Origin of the sequence: Pontibacter korlensis (assembly GCF_000973725.1) — a bacterium.
Classification (GTDB): Bacteria; Bacteroidota; Bacteroidia; order Cytophagales; family Hymenobacteraceae; genus Pontibacter; species Pontibacter korlensis.
In genome coordinates this window covers 880,940-900,801 of the sequence record NZ_CP009621.1, presented here as the reverse complement: position 1 = coordinate 900,801, position 19,862 = coordinate 880,940, and the positions used below count along the sequence as shown (strand labels likewise).

At 47.9% G+C, this 19,862-nt stretch carries 18 protein-coding genes; 4 read left to right on the top strand and 14 right to left on the bottom strand.

The genetic code is table 11. The annotated features are described in order from the left end of the window. Window positions 1–24: 24 nt before the first annotated feature. The 11 genes from PKOR_RS03650 to pruA all read right to left on the bottom strand — a co-directional run bounded on the left by PKOR_RS03650 (window position 25) and on the right by pruA (window position 10,118). A complete protein-coding gene (locus PKOR_RS03650) occupies window positions 25–543 on the bottom strand; it encodes an NADH-quinone oxidoreductase subunit J family protein (protein ID WP_046309178.1) in 519 nt (172 codons plus the stop codon). Window positions 544–547: 4 nt separating this feature from the next. Then, complete coding sequence (locus PKOR_RS03645) at window positions 548–1,057, bottom strand: NuoI/complex I 23 kDa subunit family protein (protein WP_046309177.1); 510 nt, start codon at window positions 1,055–1,057, stop codon at window positions 548–550. Window positions 1,058–1,143: 86 nt separating this feature from the next. Continuing rightward, window positions 1,144–2,199 (bottom strand): NADH-quinone oxidoreductase subunit NuoH, encoded by a 1,056-nt coding sequence (gene nuoH / locus PKOR_RS03640; RefSeq protein ID WP_046309175.1) that lies wholly within the window; start codon window positions 2,197–2,199, stop codon window positions 1,144–1,146. Between the two features lie 3 nt (window positions 2,200–2,202). Further along, window positions 2,203–3,183 carry an NADH-quinone oxidoreductase subunit G gene (locus tag PKOR_RS03635; RefSeq protein ID WP_200897422.1) on the bottom strand — a complete coding sequence of 327 codons (981 nt, stop codon included), beginning with the start codon at window positions 3,181–3,183 and terminating at the stop codon, window positions 2,203–2,205. 174 nt (window positions 3,184–3,357) lie between these two features. Further along, window positions 3,358–4,704 (bottom strand): NADH-quinone oxidoreductase subunit NuoF, encoded by a 1,347-nt coding sequence (nuoF, locus tag PKOR_RS03630; RefSeq protein WP_046309173.1) that lies wholly within the window; start codon window positions 4,702–4,704, stop codon window positions 3,358–3,360. 131 nt (window positions 4,705–4,835) lie between these two features. Next, a complete protein-coding gene (locus tag PKOR_RS03625) occupies window positions 4,836–5,369 on the bottom strand; it encodes an NADH-quinone oxidoreductase subunit NuoE family protein (RefSeq protein WP_046309171.1) in 534 nt (177 codons plus the stop codon). A gap of 60 nt (window positions 5,370–5,429) precedes the next feature. Then, the gene (nuoD, locus tag PKOR_RS03620; RefSeq protein WP_046309170.1) at window positions 5,430–6,674 is read right to left on the bottom strand and encodes an NADH dehydrogenase (quinone) subunit D; all 1,245 of its coding nucleotides are present in this window, start codon (window positions 6,672–6,674) and stop codon (window positions 5,430–5,432) included. 51 nt (window positions 6,675–6,725) lie between these two features. After that, window positions 6,726–7,232, bottom strand: coding sequence for an NADH-quinone oxidoreductase subunit C (locus tag PKOR_RS03615; protein WP_046309168.1), 507 nt, complete (start codon window positions 7,230–7,232; stop codon window positions 6,726–6,728). 5 nt (window positions 7,233–7,237) lie between these two features. After that, a complete protein-coding gene (locus tag PKOR_RS03610; protein ID WP_046309167.1) occupies window positions 7,238–7,792 on the bottom strand; it encodes an NADH-quinone oxidoreductase subunit B in 555 nt (184 codons plus the stop codon). 81 nt (window positions 7,793–7,873) lie between these two features. Further along, entirely contained in the window at window positions 7,874–8,254 is a 381-nt protein-coding gene (locus PKOR_RS03605) for an NADH-quinone oxidoreductase subunit A (RefSeq protein WP_046309166.1), read from the bottom strand. A gap of 229 nt (window positions 8,255–8,483) precedes the next feature. Then, window positions 8,484–10,118 (bottom strand): L-glutamate gamma-semialdehyde dehydrogenase, encoded by a 1,635-nt coding sequence (pruA, locus tag PKOR_RS03600; RefSeq protein ID WP_046309165.1) that lies wholly within the window; start codon window positions 10,116–10,118, stop codon window positions 8,484–8,486. Window positions 10,119–10,422: 304 nt separating this feature from the next. On the opposite strand from pruA, the gene PKOR_RS03595 reads away from it, so the two are divergent. Both PKOR_RS03595 and PKOR_RS23335 read left to right on the top strand, forming a co-directional pair. Further along, window positions 10,423–12,999: a family 20 glycosylhydrolase gene (locus tag PKOR_RS03595; RefSeq protein ID WP_046309164.1), complete on the top strand. Its 2,577-nt coding sequence runs from the start codon at window positions 10,423–10,425 to the stop codon at window positions 12,997–12,999. A 417-nt stretch (window positions 13,000–13,416) separates the two neighbouring features. Continuing rightward, complete coding sequence (locus PKOR_RS23335) at window positions 13,417–13,833, top strand: hypothetical protein (protein WP_148561627.1); 417 nt, start codon at window positions 13,417–13,419, stop codon at window positions 13,831–13,833. Between the two features lie 55 nt (window positions 13,834–13,888). Here the strand turns inward: PKOR_RS23335 and PKOR_RS03585 are convergent, their stop codons facing one another. Further along, window positions 13,889–14,590 (bottom strand): YjjG family noncanonical pyrimidine nucleotidase, encoded by a 702-nt coding sequence (locus tag PKOR_RS03585; RefSeq protein ID WP_046309163.1) that lies wholly within the window; start codon window positions 14,588–14,590, stop codon window positions 13,889–13,891. Window positions 14,591–14,723: 133 nt separating this feature from the next. After that, complete coding sequence (locus PKOR_RS03580) at window positions 14,724–15,110, bottom strand: ArsR/SmtB family transcription factor (protein WP_046309162.1); 387 nt, start codon at window positions 15,108–15,110, stop codon at window positions 14,724–14,726. 89 nt (window positions 15,111–15,199) lie between these two features. Between PKOR_RS03580 and PKOR_RS03575 the strand changes: the two genes are divergently transcribed. Both PKOR_RS03575 and PKOR_RS03570 read left to right on the top strand, forming a co-directional pair. Beyond that, window positions 15,200–15,868, top strand: coding sequence for a carboxypeptidase-like regulatory domain-containing protein (locus tag PKOR_RS03575; protein WP_148561626.1), 669 nt, complete (start codon window positions 15,200–15,202; stop codon window positions 15,866–15,868). 219 nt (window positions 15,869–16,087) lie between these two features. Next, entirely contained in the window at window positions 16,088–17,434 is a 1,347-nt protein-coding gene (locus tag PKOR_RS03570) for an NAD(P)/FAD-dependent oxidoreductase (RefSeq protein WP_046309160.1), read from the top strand. Window positions 17,435–17,503: 69 nt separating this feature from the next. On the opposite strand, the gene PKOR_RS03565 is transcribed toward PKOR_RS03570, so the two are convergent. Next, window positions 17,504–19,831 (bottom strand): M1 family metallopeptidase, encoded by a 2,328-nt coding sequence (locus PKOR_RS03565; protein ID WP_046309159.1) that lies wholly within the window; start codon window positions 19,829–19,831, stop codon window positions 17,504–17,506. Between the last annotated feature and the right edge of the window lie 31 nt (window positions 19,832–19,862).

Below are 19,862 nucleotides of genomic sequence, written 5' to 3'. Positions count from 1 at the left end.
TTGATAGTTTAGATATAGCTAATCTTAGAAATGGCTTTCGCCTTCTTCTTTCTTACCGAGCATTACAGCACCCACCATTGCTACCAGGAACAATATGGAGGCAAGCTCAAAAGGTAACAGATAATCTGTAAACAGTACCTTGCCCAAGTTCTCTACCATACCTATTTGTGAATCGTAGGTTTCAGGATTATAACCTACTACGGTTGCATCCTTCAAAGCAGAAATTAAAACAAGGAACAGGAGGCCACCTGCAATAGCACCAGCAAACTTACTGATGGTGGATGTCTTGATTTTATTATCTCCGCTCTTACTCATGTTCAGGAACATAATCACAAAGAGGAAGAGTACCATGATGGCACCTGCATACACTATGATGTTCACGGCTGCCAGGAACTGCGCATTTAGCAATACATAGTGGCCTGATATAGTAAAGAACGTGATGATCAGGAACAGAACGCTGTGTACCGGGTTTTTCGACAGAACTACCATCAGGGCACAAAGCAGCGTTAACGAAGCAAGGAAGTAAAACAGATTCTCCGTCATCGGGTTATTTTGTTTCAGTTGTTTTTAGTGGCTCAACAAGGCGGTCTTTGCCATAAATAAATTCGTCGCGCTCAAAGCGGGCTGGAGCAATTTTATCATCCTGAAGGAAGATAGCTGCTTTCGGGCAAGCCTCTTCGCATAGGCCGCAGAAGATGCAACGCAACATATTTACCTCATAGGTAACTGCATACTTTTCCTCACGGTACAGGTTCTCCTCACCAACTTTACGCTCCCCGGCTGTCATAGTGATAGCTTCAGCAGGGCAGGCAACCGCGCAAAGGCCACAGGCTGTGCAGCGCTCGCGACCTTCCTCGTCACGCTTTAACACGTGCAAACCACGCCAAACAGAGCTGCGCTCACGCGTCTGCTCCGGGTACTGTATCGTAGCTTTCTTTTTGAAGAAGTGCTTCAGGGTGATAGAAAGACCTTGTGCAATAGCAGGAAGATACGCTCTCTCAGCGAACGTCATCTCCTTCTTTTCCACTTGCTTTCTTCTATTTGATAGTGGTTCCATCTCTTATCAGTTTTGATCGTTGTACAGGCTGTTAGTACTTCTCAACGCACAGCCCGACCTCAACATTCAAATTTCGGTACTATAGTTTAAAATAAATAGTCTTTCAGCAGAATTCCACCAGCTGTCAAGATGATGTTCAGGATCGCCAATGGGATCAGAATTTTCCAGCCCAGTTTCATCAGTTGGTCGTAGCGGAAGCGTGGCAGCGTCCAGCGTACCCACATAAAGAAGAAGATGAACAGGAATATCTTGGTGAACATGGCAACCACTCCAACCAGTGTTACCACGTTATTGGCTAGAATTGGGTCGCTGATAGCCTGGCGCAGGTTTTCCATGAATGGGAAGTTGTAAGCACCAAAGTATAGCGTAGACATTACAGCTGATGCCACAAAGATGTTGATATACTCTGCGAACAGGTACATACCCAGTTTCATAGAGCCGTACTCTGTGTGATAACCACCGATAAGCTCGGCCTCAGACTCTGGTAAGTCGAATGGCGTACGGTTACACTCTGCAAAGGCACATACTAGGAAGATGATAAAGCCGAGCGGCTGATACCAGATGTTCCAGTTAAAGCCAGCCTGCTGCTCTGCTATTTCACGTAACGAAAGTGATCCTGTCATCATCAGCACGGCGATCAGGGAAAGACCCATTGCCAACTCGTAGCTGATGTTCTGAGAAGCCGCACGAATCGCACCAAGCAACGAATACTTGTTGTTAGAAGCCCAGCCACCAATCATTAGACCATATACACCCAGCGACACTACACCAAAAATGTACAGCACGCCGATATTTACCTCGATAGCCTGCAGTACAATCTCGTGTCCGCCCACAATTAGCCGGTCACCAAACGGTATTACTGCACTAGACATTGTTGCAACCAACATGGCTACACCTGGGCCAAGTATAAATAATGCCTTATTTGATTTGGCAGGTATAAAGTCTTCTTTGAAGAAGAGCTTACCCGCATCGGCCAAAGGCTGCAGCAAACCAGCAGGACCAGCTCGGTTAGGACCCACACGGTCTTGAATAAAAGCCGCTATTTTACGCTCAAAGTATGTTGAGTAGGTTGCTATCAGCAGGGTAATGCCGAAAATAGCTAAGATGTAAATCGCTTTGTATAGTAGGTCTACAGACTCCATTGTTTATTCCTGTGGCAGGTTTTTCTTAGTGGATGTTGGCAGGTTTGGAACAATCGGCACATTTACAACCGGTAGCTCGTAATGGTTTGCCGAGATAACTGAGCCTCTGTCGATGTGGCGCGGTCCTTCTATATTCCAGTCGCTAACTTCTTTCTTGTCGAAGCGGCAAGTGTTACAGATAAATTCCTCTACCTCGTTGTACTGGTCTTTACGGGCAGTTACACGCAACACTTCCTCGCCACGTGTCCACAGTGTTACCTTACCAGAGCAGGTAGGGCAGTCACGGTGTGCGTCCAAAGGCTTGGTAAACCACACGCGGTTTTTAAAGCGCCAGGTCTTGTCTGTTAGCGCACCTACAGGGCACACGTCAATCACGTTACCAGAGAAGTCGTTATCAATCACATTTTCGATATACGTTCCGATTTCTGCAGCATCGCCACGACCTAGTACACCGTGTACACGCTTTTCTGTAATCTGGTCGGCAGTATATACACAGCGGTAGCACAGGATGCAACGCGTCATGTGCAGCTGTATGTAAGGGCCAAGATCTACTTTATTGAACGAGCGACGCTCTTCTTCATAGCGTTGAGCGCTCACACCGTGCTCATAAGACAGGTCTTGTAGGCTACACTCACCAGCCTGATCACATACCGGGCAATCCAGCGGGTGATTAATGAGAAGCATTTCTACAATGCCTTTGCGGGCATTCAGTACCTCCTCATTAGTAGTGTTTTCTACTACCATGCCATCCTGTACCTGCGTGATACAAGATGCTACTAGTTTAGGCATAGGGCGAGGGTCTCTTGTAGAGCCTTGTGTTACCTTTACCAGGCACACACGGCACTTACCACCGCTGCCTTTTAGCGGACCATAATAGCACATGGCAGGCGGTACCACTTTGCCTCCTATTTTTCTTGCGGCCTGCAGAATGGTAGTTCCGTCTTCTACCTCTATCTCAATGCCGTCTATTGTTACTTTAGCCATTTTGAATATCGTTGTTCGTTTTCGTTGCTTGCTCATTTTGAGAGCAGGGCTACAAACGATTAAGCTATTTTATACTTCTTTTCACTTCTGCCATGGTTGTGGGATAAAGTAGCGCAACTTCTTGTTATGAGCTGCTTTACCCTCCATCACAGAAAAGATAATGCTATACTTTTATTAAGCTGTAACAGTATCGAACTGGCCTCTATACACTGCACCCGGAGTTGTTGCCTCTTTTGGGTTGTTGATGTGCCATTCGAACTCGTGGCGGAAGTGGCGGATAGCACTTGCTACTGGCCATGCTGCAGCATCTCCCAGTGGGCAGATGGTGTTACCTTCTATCTGCTTCGACACGCTTACCAACAGGTCAATGTCCTGCTGATGTCCGTGGCCGTACTCGATGCGGTGCAGTACTTTCTCCATCCAGCCTGTACCTTCGCGGCAAGGGCTGCACTGGCCGCATGATTCGTGGTGATAGAAGCGGGCATAGTTCCACGTGTTACGCACGATGCACTGGTCTTCATCAAACACGATGAAGGCACCCGAACCCAACATGGAGCCGCTCACAAAACCACCGTCTGACAGCGACTCGTAAGACATCAATCTGTCTTCGCCGGCAGCTGTTTTGAGAATCAGGTTGGCAGGCAGAATTGGAACTGACGATCCTCCTGGCACCACAGCTTTCAGTTGCTTACCTTTCCAGATACCTCCGCAATACTGGTCTGAGTAGATGAATTCTTCTACTGGCACACCTAGCTCGATCTCGTAAACACCAGGGTTATTGATGTTACCGCTGGCAGAGATCAGTTTAGTACCTGTGCTTCTGCCTACACCAATTTTGGCATACTCAGCGCCACCGTTATTCACAATCCAAGGCACTGAAGAAATGGTTTCCACGTTGTTAACCACCGTAGGGCACTGGAAAAGGCCTTTCACAGCTGGGAACGGAGGCTTATTACGTGGATTACCACGCTTACCTTCCAAAGATTCCAGCAGAGCTGTTTCCTCCCCGCAGATATAGGCACCACCTCCCGGAGCTACATGCAGATCCAGATCGTAGCCAGAGCCAAGTATATTTTTGCCTAGCAAACCAGCTGCATACGCCTCAGCGATAGCTTTCTCCAGGATGCGTAGCACGAACAACAACTCGCCGCGGATGTAGATATAAGATGTGTTGGCACCCAACGCAAAGCTGGAGGTGATCATACCCTCTATCAGTGCATGCGGGTTATGCTCCATGAACCAACGGTCTTTGAAAGTACCTGGCTCAGATTCGTCGGCGTTGCAAACAAGGTAACGCGGAACACCTTCTGGTTTAGCCAAAAAGCTCCACTTCATACCTGTCGGGAAGCCGGCACCACCACGGCCACGTAGACCAGAGGTTTTCACCTCTTCCACCACCTCATCCGGAGTCATCGTTTTCAAGGCTTTTTCTACAGATCTGTAGCCGCCGTGTTTACGGTATACTTCCAGGGTCTCGATGCCCGGTACGTTTATATGCTCAGTTAATATTTTAAGTCCCATTGTAGCAGGATATCTATAGTAGCAGCTCTTATGCTTGTGGCTGCCTGTTTGCTATTCTTGACAGAGGACTTTTTGACAAAGGACAAAGAGCTTGTTCAAAGCGCTTTGTCCTTTGTCAAAAAGTCCTTGAATTACTTCTTCCAGGTTGGGGTTTCGTGCTCCTTGTTGCGCATCATTTTCAAGAACTCGTTCAGCTTCTCTTCGCTGTCGATATTCTCGTAGAAAAGTTCGCGCACTTGCAGCATTGGACCTGTCCCGCACGAAGCAAGGCATTCCACTGGCTTCAGGGTGAACATACCGTCTGCAGTAGTCTCACCTTCCTCTATGTTCAGCTTCTGCTTAATCATCTCAATGACCTGGTCAGCACCACGCAGGCAGCAAGGGCCTGTACGGCACACTTCCAGCACATGCTTACCAACCGGCTTCAGGTTGAACATGGTGTAGAATGTAGCCACCTCGTATACTTCGATCGGCTGTATGTTCAGGATCTCAGCTACTTTGTCCATCACTTCCGGGCTAACCCAGCCACCAAACTCCGCCTGCGCAATGTGCAGAATTGGAAGTATAGCAGACTTCTGGCGTCCCTCTGGGTAATGGCTGATGTAGCGCTGGATCTCGGCCATTGCCTCATCAGAAAATTTCACTTCGTTTATTGTCTCTGCCATTTTTCAGTTGTCATCGATCTTCTTTCAGCGACCAATGTTAAATGGTAATTTATATATCTATTATGCGTCCAGTTCGCCGGCAATTACGTTCAGGCTACTCAGAGTCAAAATGGCGTCAGCAAGCTGGCCTCCTTTGATCATCTCGGTGTAAGCCTGGTAGTAAATAAAGCATGGGCGGCGGAAATGCAGTCTGTATGGTGTGCGGCCACCGTCACTAATCAGATAGAAGCCTAGCTCTCCGTTACCACCTTCCACGCTGTGGTATACTTCACCAACTGGTGCGTCTGTCTCACCCATCACAATTTTAAAGTGATAGATCAGCGCTTCCATGCTGGTATATACAGCTTGCTTTGGAGGCAGGTAATAGTGTGGCGCATCAGCATGGTAAGAGCCTTCCGGCAGGTTTTTGTAAGCCTGCTCGATAATTTTCAAGCTCTGCCATACTTCTTCGTTACGCACCAGGAAACGGTCGTAAGTATCACCCTTGGAGCCTACTGGAATTTCGAACTCGAAATCTTCGTAAGACGAGTATGGATTCATCACGCGCACATCATAATCCACTCCGGCAGCGCGAAGGTTAGGACCTGTGAAGCCGTAGCTCAGGGCACGTTCTGCAGAAATGGCACCCACTCCGGTTGTTCTGTCCATGAAGATGCGGTTACGCGTCATCATTTTTTCAAACTCTGCCCATACTTTAGGGAAGCGCTTGAGAAACTCATCGATCATGTGTAGAGCCTTCGGCGACAGGTCACGCTCCATACCTCCGATTCGGCCCATATTTGTTGTCAAACGGGCGCCGCAAACTTCTTCGTAGATGTCATAAATGTGCTCACGCTCCTGCATCACGTACAGGAAGCCTGTAAATGCACCAGAGTCTACACCCAGAATAGAGTTACAGATAAGGTGATCAGAGATACGCGCCAGCTCCATCATAATCACGCGGATATACTGCGCACGCTTTGGCACCGTAATGCCCAATAGCTTCTCTACCGTCATATGATACCCCATGTTATTGATAGGGGCAGAGCAGTAGTTCATGCGGTCGGTAAGCGGCGTGATCTGGTAAAAAGGTCTACGCTCCGCAATCTTTTCGAAAGCACGGTGGATGTAGCCGATAGTAGGCACCGCATCCACAATGATTTCCCCATCCATCTGCAGGATGTTCTGGAAGATACCATGCGTGGCCGGGTGAGTTGGGCCAAGGTTCAGCGTGGTAAGCTGCCGCTCCTCATGAATCGCAAGTCCGTGCTCTTTGCGGAACTGCTCTAGTTCAGTAAGTTCGGCGGTTTTATTTTCAGTAGCCATTATGGTTTCCTTTTCTGTAAGCTATAGCTGTTGCTAACTATAAAAACTGGCTTAGCGTCCGAAGTACGTGTTTATCTTATCTTCCCTCGTCTGGTCTTCCAGCGGGTACTGCTTCAGCATTGGGTGGTACTCCATCTCCTCGATGTTCAGGATACGGGTCAGGTTAGGGTGACCTGTAAACTTAAAGCCATAGAAGTCGAAAGCTTCACGCTCCATCCAGTTGGCGGTAGCATAAAGGTCCGTCATTGTTGGCATTACCGGGTCCGAAGCTGGCATAAACACTTTAATGCGAATGCGATAGTTGTGGCGAAGGCTGTGTAGCTGGTACATCAAGCACAGCTCTTTATCGCCCTGGCCTGGGAAATGAATACCGCACATCGTGGTCAGGAAGCTGATTTGTAGCTCCTTATCGTCGCGCAGGTACTTGATCAGGTCATGTATCGTTTCGCGGTTGGTGGTTATGGTCAAAATGCCATCCGGGTTAAATGCATCCCAGATGTTCTCTTCCCCAAACGTGCTGATGATTTTGCCGAGTACGTTTTCGTGCGTAAGCTCCATGCTGCTTATTTAATATTGTAAGAGGCTAAGAGTGCCTGATATTCCGGAGAGTCGCGGCGGCGAAGCGATTCGCTTTCTGCCAGTTCCTGCACGCGCATCAGGCCGTCCAGGATTTGCTCAGGGCGAGGAGGGCAGCCAGGTACATAAACATCTACCGGTACTACACGGTCTATACCCTGCAACACAGAATAGGTGTCAAAAATACCTCCTGAAGAGGCACACGCACCAACTGCTATTACCCAACGTGGCTCAGCCATCTGCTCATATACCTGCTTTACTACAGGGCCCATTTTCTTGGCTATGGTACCCATCACCATCAGGATGTCTGCCTGGCGTGGGGAGAAGCTTGGGCGCTCTGATCCGAAGCGAGAGATGTCGTAGTGAGAGCCCATGGTAGCCATGTACTCAATACCACAGCAAGATGTGGCAAACGGTAAAGGCCACAGCGAGTGCTTGCGAGCTAAACCAATTACTTTTTCTAATGAAGTGGCAAAGAACCCGGCGCCGGAAATCCCCTCTGGGGCCTCAGCCATGATGATATCTTTATTCGTATCGCTCATTTTAAGGATAATTTATTATAAATGCAGGCGATTAATGCCTGTATTTGCAACACTAAAGCGCTTCTTAAAGTTTAATATATCCTATTTCCAATCTAAAATACCTTTCTTGATCACGTAGAAGAATCCTGCCATGAGCAGCGTGATGAACGTGAGCATCTGTAAAAAGCCGATAAAGCCAAAAGCTTTGAAGTTCACAGCCCACGGATACATAAAGATAACCTCCACATCGAACAGTACAAACAGGATAGCCGTCATGAAGTATTTGTAAGAGATTGGTGTACGAGCGTCACCTACTGACTCAATACCACTTTCCCATGCTTTACCTTTAACCTCACTGGTTCTTTTCGGACCTAGCAAGTGCGTTAGCACTAGTGCAAAAATCACGAAGCCAAGTGCAGCCGCAAACTGGATAATTATTGGCAAGTAATCCGACGGTACATACTGATTTACAGATGGTTCCATAACTCTGTGTTGCTTTCTTAAGATTAGAGAGCAAAATTAGGTATAATTTTGCCATTAATCAAAAGTATACGCTATTTACAATACATGCTGTTTAAGGGGTGTAGAGGCCTATTTAAGAAATTTTGAATGATTCTAAATAAGAGGATGATGTTGACACACTTGTAAAGCAAAAGGCCACGTCCTTTTAAAGAACATGGCCTCTGTTACAGTTGCTTCCTTGAAAAGTAGCTTACTTATCCTCGCCCAGGAACGGGTAACGGTAATCTACCGGTGGTACAAAGGTTTCTTTGATAGAGCGTGCAGATACCCAACGCAGCAGGTTTAGCATAGAACCAGCTTTGTCATTTGTACCTGATGCACGTGAACCACCAAATGGCTGCTGACCTACCACGGCTCCGGTTGGCTTATCGTTGATGTAGAAGTTACCGGCAGAGTCGCTCAGTTTCTTCGTAGCATACTCAATAATATAACGGTCCTGGCTAAAGATGGCTCCGGTTAAGGCGTATGGAGAAGTGGCGTTAACCAATTCAATAGTATCTTCGAAGTTGTCCTCGTCATACACATAGATTGTAATAACTGGTCCAAAGATCTCCTCGCACATGGTAATGTAAGTCGGGTTGTGCGACAGTAGCACAGTTGGCTCTACAAAGTAGCCTTTCGATTTATCGTGGTTACCGCCAGCAATAACTTCTATCTCATTGCTCTCTTTAGCATTGTCTATGTACTTGGCAATCTTGTCGAAAGACTTCTCGTCAATTACAGCGTTGATGAAGTTACCGAAATCTTCCGGTGCTCCCATCTTAAACGTCTTCAGGTCTTCAATCACGTAGCCTTTTACCTCTTCCCATAGGTTGCTAGGGATGTAAGCACGTGAAGCCGCAGAGCATTTCTGGCCCTGGTACTCAAACGCGCCACGAGAAATGGCAGTAGCCAGTGCCTTGGCGTTAGCAGACTTGTGAGCAAGTATAAAGTCCTTGCCACCGGTCTCGCCAACAATACGTGGGTAAGTTTTATACTTGTGGATGTTGTTGCCAATGGTCTTCCAGATGTTCTGGAATACTCCTGTGCTGCCTGTAAAGTGGATGCCAGAGAAGTCAGCGTGGTTGAAGATTACGTCACCAGCTTCCGGACCGTCTACATAAACCAGGTTAATTACGCCATCTGGCAAGCCAGCCTCACGGAACAACTCCATAATCATGTGTGCCGCGTAGATTTGTGTGTTAGCTGGTTTCCAAACTACCACGTTACCCATCATGGCTGCTGAAGACGGCAGGTTACCGGCAATAGCGGTAAAGTTGAAAGGAGTAAGGGCAAAAACGAAGCCTTCCAGCGGGCGGTGCTCCATGCGGTTCCAAACGCCCGGCGACGACTCAGGCTGCATCTGGTAAATCTCCGTCATGTAGTGCACGTTAAAGCGCAGGAAGTCTATAAGTTCACAGGCAGAGTCAATCTCAGCCTGGTAAACGTTCTTCGACTGGCCTAGCATGGTGGCAGCATTTAAACGAGCTCTCCAAGGACCTGCTAACAAGTCGGCAGCTTTTAGAAAAATACTGGCGCGGTGCTCCCAGCTCATATTCGCCCAAGACTCACGCGCAGCTAGTGCAGCATTTATAGCTTGTTCCACGTGTGACGCATCGCCATAGTTATAGTGGCCCAGGATATGCTGGTGGTCGTGAGGCTGCAGCATTGGCTGCTTGTTATCTGTATATACTTTCTCGCCGCCGATGTACATAGGCACATCTAACTGCTGAGACTTTAACTCTTTATAAGTACGCAGAAGCTCTTCCTTTTCAGGTGAGCCAGGAATGTAAGACTTAACGGCTTCGTTTACTGGTGTTGGTACTCTAAAAAATCCGGTTGCCATTTTTTTATAGTTACAGATTTGAAATTAGATAAATCACTTATATACCCTACGGAGGGCACCTGAACAAAGGTAAGCTTATAATTTGATTTTGCGTTATCAACAGCCACAGCCTAGACCGGCGTAGGCATCCCTGCTCTTGGTATACTTATGTGTGGTATTTGTACTGATAGTATACTTCTTGTCTAGTACAACCGGGGGCTTGTTGAAATCAGTCTATACCTATTTTATTATATCTTAAAATTATTTATAACTTGATAGCGAGTAAGAAACGAATTGTCCACTTGGTTATATATAGACAGACGATATGAAAAAACTAGCCGTAGCGGTATGGCTGCTCTCCCAGGCCATGCTTATGAGCTGCTCCCAAGTATCCACTGACACTGCTGCCATATCGGCCGCCAATGAAACGAATGCAGAAGCACAGGGCCTGAGCCTGAAGTTGGAACTGGCTGACAATCATTACCAGAACAAGGCACAATCCCGATCGGTTTTAACGATCACCAATAATGGGACAGAGACATTGCCTGCCAAAGGTTGGAAGCTTTATTTTAATGGAGGAGCACTTACAGCGGCTGATTCTACGGTTGCGACCATACAGCACTTCAACGGCGACTTGCACTACTTGGCTCCAGGACCTAAGTTCGAGGAGATAGCGCCTGGTGCATCGGGTACTATAGAGGTATTGGGCCGCACTGTCCGGAATGTCTCTAACTTCCCTAGCGGGTTCTATATTGTTTATGATGCGGAACCAGGAAAAGGTATACCTGTTTCGCTGGAAATTGAGCCAGGAAACCACTTTGATGAGGCCACGCAACAGTTAGCAGCGAAGATTTATGAGGATAATGCCACTATAAAGGACCTGCCGACTACAGCACTTACCAAAGTTTTCCCAACTCCGATTTCTTACCAGGAAAAAGGGAAGCCGTTTACTTTAGATACAAAGGTAACTGTGGTAGCTGATGCAGATTTTAGAAGAGAAGCAGAACACCTGTCAGAGATACTGGCTACCGCAGTAGGACAGAAACCTGCTATACAGAGTAGCGCTACTGGTAAGGCGATATATATTAGGAAAAAGCCCGGCATGGGGGCAGAGGAGTATACACTAAGTGTAAACCCGGAGCGGATAGAAATAACTGCTTCCTCACCTGCCGGTGCCTTCTACGGCATTCAGTCGCTTAAAACAATGCTGCCGGCTACTGCATATGCGGGCAAGGCAGCTACAGTAGAAGTGGCAGGCGTAGAAGTGAAGGATGCTCCTCGCTTTGGTTACAGAGGGTTTATGATGGACATGGCACGCAACTTCCAGCCTAAATCGGAAGTGCTCAAGGTATTGGACGTAATGGCCCTTTATAAAATGAACAAGCTGCATTTCCATTTCAGTGAGGATGAGGGTTGGCGTCTTGAAATTCGTTCGTTGCCTGAGCTTACCGCTGTTGGCGGCACGCGAGCCCACGCCACCGATGGCAGAAGCAGCATTGTACCTTCTTATGGCTCCGGGCCAGATGCAAGTAATAAAGCGGGAACAGGCTTTTACAGCAGGGAGGACTTTATTGAGATTCTCAAGTATGCGCGCGACCGCCATATAGAGGTAATACCAGAGATTGAGACTCCGGGGCATGCCAGAGCTGCCATTAAGGCCATGGATGCTCGCTACATGAAACTGATGGACGAAGGTAAAAAGGAGGAAGCGGAGCGCTACCTGCTGCGCGACCTGAACGATAAGTCGGTTTACCGCTCGGTGCAAGGCTGGAGCGACAATATTATGGATGTGTCGCTGCCTTCTACCTATAACTTCCTGGAGACAGTGGTAGATGAAATTATGAGCATGTATAAAGAGGCAGAAGCTCCGCTGCACACGATACACTTTGGAGGAGATGAGGTGCCAGAAGGTGTGTGGGAGAAATCGCCTTCTGTACAGCGTCTTATCAGCCAGAATCCGGAGGTTAAAAACACAGACGACCTTTGGTATTACTACTTCGGCAAGGTGAACCAGATGCTGCAGGAGCGTGGCCTGTACCTGTCGGGCTGGGAGGAGATAGGATTGCGAAAAGAAGTTAAAAACGGAAAAGTGAACTGGGTGCCTAACCAGCAGTTTGCAAATGAGAATTTCCACGTGAATGTATGGAAGAACAGCCCTGGCTCAGGTGCTGAGGACCTGGCTTATCGCATGGCGAACGCCGGGTATAAAGTAATCCTGACGGGAGTGACTCACTTCTACCTGGACCTTGCCTATAACCCTTCTTTTAGCGAGCCGGGGTTATACTGGGGAGGCTATGTAGACATTGATAAACCTTTTTACTTTATACCTTACGATTATCTTCGCAACCTGAAGGAGGATGATAGGGGCAATCCTTTGGATAGATCCATCATCAAGAGTAAGGAGGCACTGACTGAGAAAGGAAAGGCAAATATTGTAGGCATCGAAGCACCGCTGTGGTCTGAAACAAACAGAACCACCGAAGACTTTGAGTATAAATTGCTGCCCAAATTGTTAGGCGTGGCTGAGCGGGCCTGGGCCAAAGACCCTGACTGGGCCAAAGAAAAAGACGCTGCAAAAAGCAACAAGCTTTATAGCCAAGCCTGGTCTGAGTTTATAAACGTAGTGGGCAAAAGAGAACTACCACGGCTGGATTACTACGCAGGAGGATACCAATACAGAATACCGACTGCGGGTGCAAAGGTGATAGACGGAAAGGTAGTAGCCAATGTGCAGTTCCCAGGTTTTACCATTCGCTACACAACAGACGGTACAGAGCCAACTAAAACCAGCCCAGCCTACTCCGGCCCTATTGCGGCAACTGGAGCAGTGAAGCTGCGGGTTTTCAACACCGCAGGGCGGGGAGGGCAAACCATAACCATACAAAATCAAAGTTCAATGTAAACAGCAGGTAGCTGTAGTAAGGCTAAACTGAATATGGCCTACAGGTTGCAGTACGCAGTCTGTAGGCCATACTTATTTATAGGGGTTCATAGCTTAGCACCTTAATGTCGCTAGGTTGCATGCAGCTATTAGGTACGGCTCTAGGCTATCAAGGTGATGACGGACAGGGAATATTTCGCACGCTAACATAAGCCTGGGTTGGATTATACCTTAAGTAGTTCGCTTGGCAAAACAAACGCTTTAGGAATGATAGAAATTGCACTGAATTTGAAGGCTTGTTTTGTAATGAGGCGCGGAAGTGGGAATAGGAAGCAAAATAAGAGTACTTTTTGCAATGTTTCTTTAACCTTGATTGTACTGTTTTGCGTAAAAGGCTCCTGCTATCGTAGATCGGTAGCTTATAAAAGAGTTAATGCTATGAAAAATACGAATAAAAAATACGCTAAGATTATGCTAGCCGCAGCAATGGGCTTTTCCTTTGTTGCTGAGGCTACAAACTATACTACAGCCAAAGCTGAGGCTGCGGTAATTAGAGTGCAAGACGACCAGAACAAACCACAACTACAGCAGGAGCTTTTAGGGAGCTATGCTGACATAACTACTATCACCGCTGCAAACCTGCGAAGCGCCTACATTACCTTTATGGAGAACGTGCGGGCTAAGCAGAATACCTGGAATGATGAAGATTGGAAAGCCGCAAAGGTTGTTCTTGAAAAGCTGGATGCCAGAAAGAACACAGTGGAGCAGCAGTTGGGAGCGGATGACAAAGCTAAGATTAAGGTGCTTCAGGCCGAGTTTAGAACCCTTGAGACAAAAGGTGACGTTGAAGACTAGGCTTGCTCACAGGCTAACATAAAAAGGGCGATGGTAAAACATCGCCCTTTTTATGTTAGAGTATTTTCTTCAGCTCACTTAAGCAGCTGATTTCATAAGTCGGTTTTGGCCGCTTGCGCCCTTTTATCTTTTCAGGATTAAAGTATACCTGGTCTATTCCAGCGTCGCGTGCACCTTCAATATCACACTCGTAGTTGTCGCCAATCATCAGGCAATCCTCTGGTTTTACATTAATGCGGTCTAGCAGGTGCTCAAACATGCGGCGGTCAGGCTTCTTGTAGCCGCAGCACTCCGATGTAATGATTTCCTTAAAGTAGCTATTGAGCTTGGAAGCACCCATTTTAATGTGCTGCACTTCTTTAAAGCCATTCGTTATGATGTGAAGGCCGTACTTTGGCTGCAGGTACTCCAGCACCTCATAGGTATAAGGGAAAACAGCTGTTTTGGTGGGGCAAATCTGGATGTAAGCCTCTGAAATATCCTGTGGTATTTCGTGTTCTGCCAAGCCTAAGCCAAGAAGGGTTTTTACAAAGCGGCTTTCGCGCAGCTCTTTCTGATTTATCCTGCCTTTGTTGTAGAGATCCCACAGGCGGGTGTTTACGAACTTATACTTCCGGTAAAAAGAGTCGCAGTCGAACTTGCCATGCTTGGCTAATTCGTACTGATCATACAAAGTATAAATTGTCTCTTCGGAGTTCTTCTCAAAATCCCACAGCGTATGATCCAGGTCGAAGAGAATATGGGTGTATGTTTTCATAAATAAGTATCAGTTCTGTTACAAAACAAATGCTTTAGCATAGTGTTTGTGTAAGGTACAAAAAGAATTAGAATGAGCTTGTTAGGAACTGCTATACTAAAACCATGGTTCGGGAGTTATACCTTAAGTCAATTCAGGATGCTGTCCAGCGGCGGTTCTGCAGCCTTGTAACGGCCAGTTCGCGGTTAGAGTATAAGATGTTATATACTTCCAGATCCTTTTGCAGAATGCTGTCGCGCTCCATATAAGTGAAGATCTGGTTTACAAGGTCGGCAGTTTCTTCTTTAAGCGAATAGTACACCCACTGATCCAGCTTTCGCGGCACTACAAGCCCGGCACTGCGCAGGTACGACAGGTGCCGAGAGGTTTTTGTCTGGGTGTAGTCCAAAACTTGCTCCAGGTCTGAGGTGCACATTTCCCGGTTACGCAGGATCAGGTGAAGTATACGGAGCCTCGACTCATCGGCCAGGGCTTTTAGCACCTGTTGTCCGAAGGCCAGGCTAAAATGTTTAAGTCTCATACTGCAGTGGTCGTGGCTGAGGGCGGTATGAACAAAATTAGCCAAAAGTGGCTATTATAAAATAGAATTAATAAGTATAATTGTATCCTATGATCTTACCCGCCATACTTCAAACCTCTCTGCCAAAACTCCCGAAGTGGTTGTGGCTTCCGCTGCTTCTCCTTCTGTTGGTGCCTGAGCAGGCAGAGGCACAAAGCCGGCAACGTGTAGTGCAGCTGTCAGGGTTTGTGGCTACCGGCGATAGCCTGTATGGTGTGGCTGGGGCAGGTGTATACGTGCCGGGTACGAACCGCGGTACCTATACCAACGAGTATGGCTATTTTTCTATGCCTGTGCTGGCTGGAGACAGTGTCCTTTTCAACGCCTTAGGTTTTAAGCCGCAGTACCTCATTATTCCTAAAAACTACGAGAGCCAGAGTTACTCCGTTATTATGCAGATGCAGGAGGATCCTACCGAACTGCCTACAGTGGATGTATTCCCGTGGCCTACCGAGCGGGACTTTAAAGAAGCCGTAGCCAATGTAAGGCTTCCGGATAAGGGCACAGCGATCATCACTAAAAACCTGGATCCGCGCAGGTTGGAAGAACTGGCCAGGATCACCCCGATGAGCGATGCACAGAACTATCGATTCTGGCAACAACAGCAGATACAGCATCAGCAGAATCGTATCATGGCCCCCACAGTTAATATGATGGCTATACCAGGGCTTCTCAGGTCCCTGCTTAACGGCGATTATAAACGAACCGACGACAATTAACTTTCCTCTCTGGCTGTACAATTCTGTACCGTTCCAAGCAAGTATAAGTATAGAGTGAATTACGCCTTTTAAAGGCAGTAAAAGCAGGTTTGGCAACTAAGAAACCTGCTATCCGTTTGTTGGCAATGTAGTGTTATGCGTATACAGATAGTATAAAAGCACTAGGTGTAGCAGAACATTAGCATTACTCTAAACAGATCATACTATACAGACCATACTATGCTTGAACCGGAACAACTCTCCCTTAATATACCCGATACCACCAAACCACGTGTGGTTATCATTGGCGGAGGCTTCGGAGGTATAAACCTTGCTAAAAAACTTTCGTGCAAGGATTTTCAGGTGGTTATGTTTGATAAGCAGAACTACCATGGCTTCTGGCCCTTGCTGTACCAGGTGGCAACAGGCGGGTTGGAACCTGACTCTATTGCTGAGCCACTCCGTAAAATGTTTGGCTCCGACGATTACCCGGACTTCCACTTCCGGCTGGTAAAGGTAACCGGCATCAACCCTGAGGCCCGCACTGTTACCACATTGATAGGTGAAATTGGTTATGATTATCTGGTGATTGCCACAGGTACAAAACCGAACTACTTTGGCAACGATCAGATCAAGAAGTTCTCTTTCCCGCTGAAGCAGGTACCGGAAGCGCTGAACCTGCGCAGCCAGGTATTGCAGTGCTTTGAACAGGCCAACATGACCAAAGATCCCGCCATGCGCCAAACGCTCATGAACTTTGTGATTGTGGGCGGCGGACCTACGGGAGTAGAACTAGCCGGAGCACTGGCTGAAATGAGGGCACACGTACTACCAACCGATTATCCTGGACTAGACTTTAGCCAGATGAACATCATACTGGTGGAAGGTATGGACCGGGTTCTGCCGCCTATGTCGGCTAAGGCCAGCGAGAAAACGTTTAAATACCTGAAGGAATTAGGAGTAGATATGCGGCTTAACACGCTGGTAGACTCTTACGATGGTGAGCTGGTAACCTTAAAGAGCGGCGAGCAAATCAGAACGAATACACTGATTTGGGCTGCTGGTGTGTCCGGAGCACTTATTGATGGTCTGCCAGAGACATCAGTGGAGCGTGGGCGCATACTGGTTAATGACTATAACCAGGTGCTGGGCTACGACAATATCTTCGCTATCGGTGATATTGCTTTCATGAAGACACCTGAGTTTCCGAAAGGGCATCCGGGGGTGGCGCAGCCTGCCATACAGCAAGGAAAACTGCTGGCTAAGAACTTGAAGCGCATTGTTCGTAAGGAGCCATTGGAGCCTTTTAAGTACAACGACAAAGGTTCGCTAGCCATTATAGGGCGTAACCGGGCTGTAGCCGACTTGCCGGGCAACCTGCACTTCGGAGGCTTCTTTGCCTGGTTTATCTGGCTGTTTGTGCACGTAATGGCACTGGTAGGTTTCCGTAATAAACTGGTGGTGCTGAGTAACTGGATCTACAAGTTCTTCACTTACGAGAACGGCACACGCCTTATCATCCGTCCGTTTGTGCGGCGCGGCGACAGGGCTAAACGTAAATTCATTGATAGGTACGGTGGAGACTAAACTAATACAAATAAAAAGCGCCTGCAGAAATTCTCCGCAGGCGCTTTTTATTTATAGCTGAAGTATAAACTACTGCCCGCTGTTGTTAGAGTTGCTATTTCCGCTGGTTGCGCGCTCACGCTGCATCGGGTTCATGCGGCTGTTCTGCTGCTTGAATATTTCGAAACGAGAAGGCGTTACCTTGCGCGGGAAGGCATTGTTCGACAGGTCCGTGTCTGCGGTTTGCAGGTATGGGTCTAGTTCGAAACTTACTACCGGTTTCTCAGTGATAAACACTTTAGTGATTTGGTCGTTGTTGTAGCGCCAGATCTCTGACGGAATGTTTACTACTTCCTCAGAGCCATCCTCATAGGCCATACGCACGATTAGCGGCATAACCAGACCGCCCAAGTTCTCAAAGCTAACTTCGTAGAAGTTCAGGGCTGAGTTCAGCTTCTCTTTCTGCTCTGGCGTCAGCTGGGTCAGGAACTGGCGATACGCCTGCTCATCAGCGGCAGTGGTAGCCAAAGGGTCATAGTTGTTGTAAAAGTCGTTCAGTTCTGGTCTCAGCTCTACGCGTGTTTTCTTGATGTCGGTAAGGTTGCGCTGCTGCGACAGAGTTTTAGGTGCCTTGTTCTGCTGCTCGCGTAGCTGTGCATTTACAAAAGCCGGATCCTGTGAGTCGATCGTATACCACTTCACATCCGTCATGGCAATGTCGGTGTGGTCGGTAGTATAGAACCAACCTCTCCAGAACCAGTCAAGGTCTACGCCAGAGGCATCCTCCATGGTACGGAAGAAGTCAGCAGGCATCGGGTGCTTAAAGGCCCAACGCTTCGAGTATTCTTTAAAGGCGTAGTCGAACAGCTCACGACCCATTACTGTTTCACGTAAAACATTCAGGGCAGTGGCTGGCTTGCCGTAGGCGTTGTTGCCAAACTGCAGCACCGACTCAGAGTTTGTCATGATCGGCACCTGCGTATTTTTGGCGCTCTTCATGTACTCCACAATGTCTTGCGGCTCGCCACGGCGAGATGGGTAATTACGCTCCCACTCCTGTTCTGCCAGGTACTGCATAAAAGTGTTCAGGCCTTCATCCATCCATGTCCACTGGCGCTCATCAGAGTTGATGATCATCGGGAAGAAGTTATGGCCCACCTCGTGGATGATCACGGAAATCAAGCCATACTTAATACGGTCAGAGTATGTGCCATCTGGCTCAGGGCGGTAACCGTTGAAGGAAAGCATTGGGTATTCCATACCACCTACCGGACCGTGTACTGAAATTGCCACAGGATACGGATAGTCGATGGTGTGCTTAGAGTACACTTCTAAAGTGTGCGCAACGGCCTCTGTAGAATATTGTCCCCAAAGCGGGTTGGCCTCTTTAGGGTAGTAAGACATTGCCAACACGTTTTTGCCGGCCACCTTTACATTCATGGCATCCCAGATAAACTTACGGGAGCTGGCCCAGGCGAAGTCGCGAACCTCCTTAGCAGAGTATACCCACGTCTTCTTGTTCTTCGCTTTGGTTTTCTCAGCTTTAGTAGCTTCTTCCTGCGTTACGATTACCACCGGCTTATCGCTCTTGGCAGCCTGCGCCCAACGCTTCTGGTGAGTGGAAGAAAGTACCTGGCTGGCATTCTGAAGCTCGCCAGTGGCAGCAACAATATGGTCGGCAGGTACAGTAATGCTTACTTTATAGTCGCCGAACGGGAGGGCGAACTCGCCACTACCCAGGAACTGCTTGTGCTGCCAACCATTCACGTCGTCGTAAACAGCCATGCGTGGGAACCACTGCGCCATTTCGTAGAGGTAGTTATCATCCTCCGGGAAATACTCGTAGCCTGAACGGCCGCCCAGCGTTTTTTGGTTGTTGATATTGTGCTTCCAGTCGATGTTGAACGTGAAGCTTTGGTTGGGCTTCAGTGGTGAAGGCAGGTCTATACGCATCATCGTGTTGTTGATGGTATACTTCAGCGCCTTTCCGCCACGGTCTGCTACTTTGCTGATCTTAAAGCCGCCATCAAACTTCTCGCGCGTCATATACTCTACGGCACGCAGCGATACATCTTTCTTCAGCTCTGCCGTCTCCGTCAGGTTGCTCATCGAGTTTGGCTCAAAGATGTTCTGATCCAGTTGCACCCACAGGTACGTCAGTACATCCGGCGAATTATTAGTATAAGTGATGGTTTCGGAGCCGGTGACAGCCTGCTTCTCGTCATCTAGTTCTACCTGAATATTGTAGTCGGCGCGCTGCTGCCAGTATTGGTGGCCAGGAGCACCCGATGCAGTACGGTAGGTGTTAGGGGTTGGCAACTCTTGCCCCAGTTGGGCAAACTTGGTGTCTTGTGCCAGCACCGCTAAAGGGCCTGCCACTAAGCCAACCAAGGCCAAACCTGCTAAAATATTTCTCATGCGGTTTTGGTTAGGGTAGATTAGTATCGTT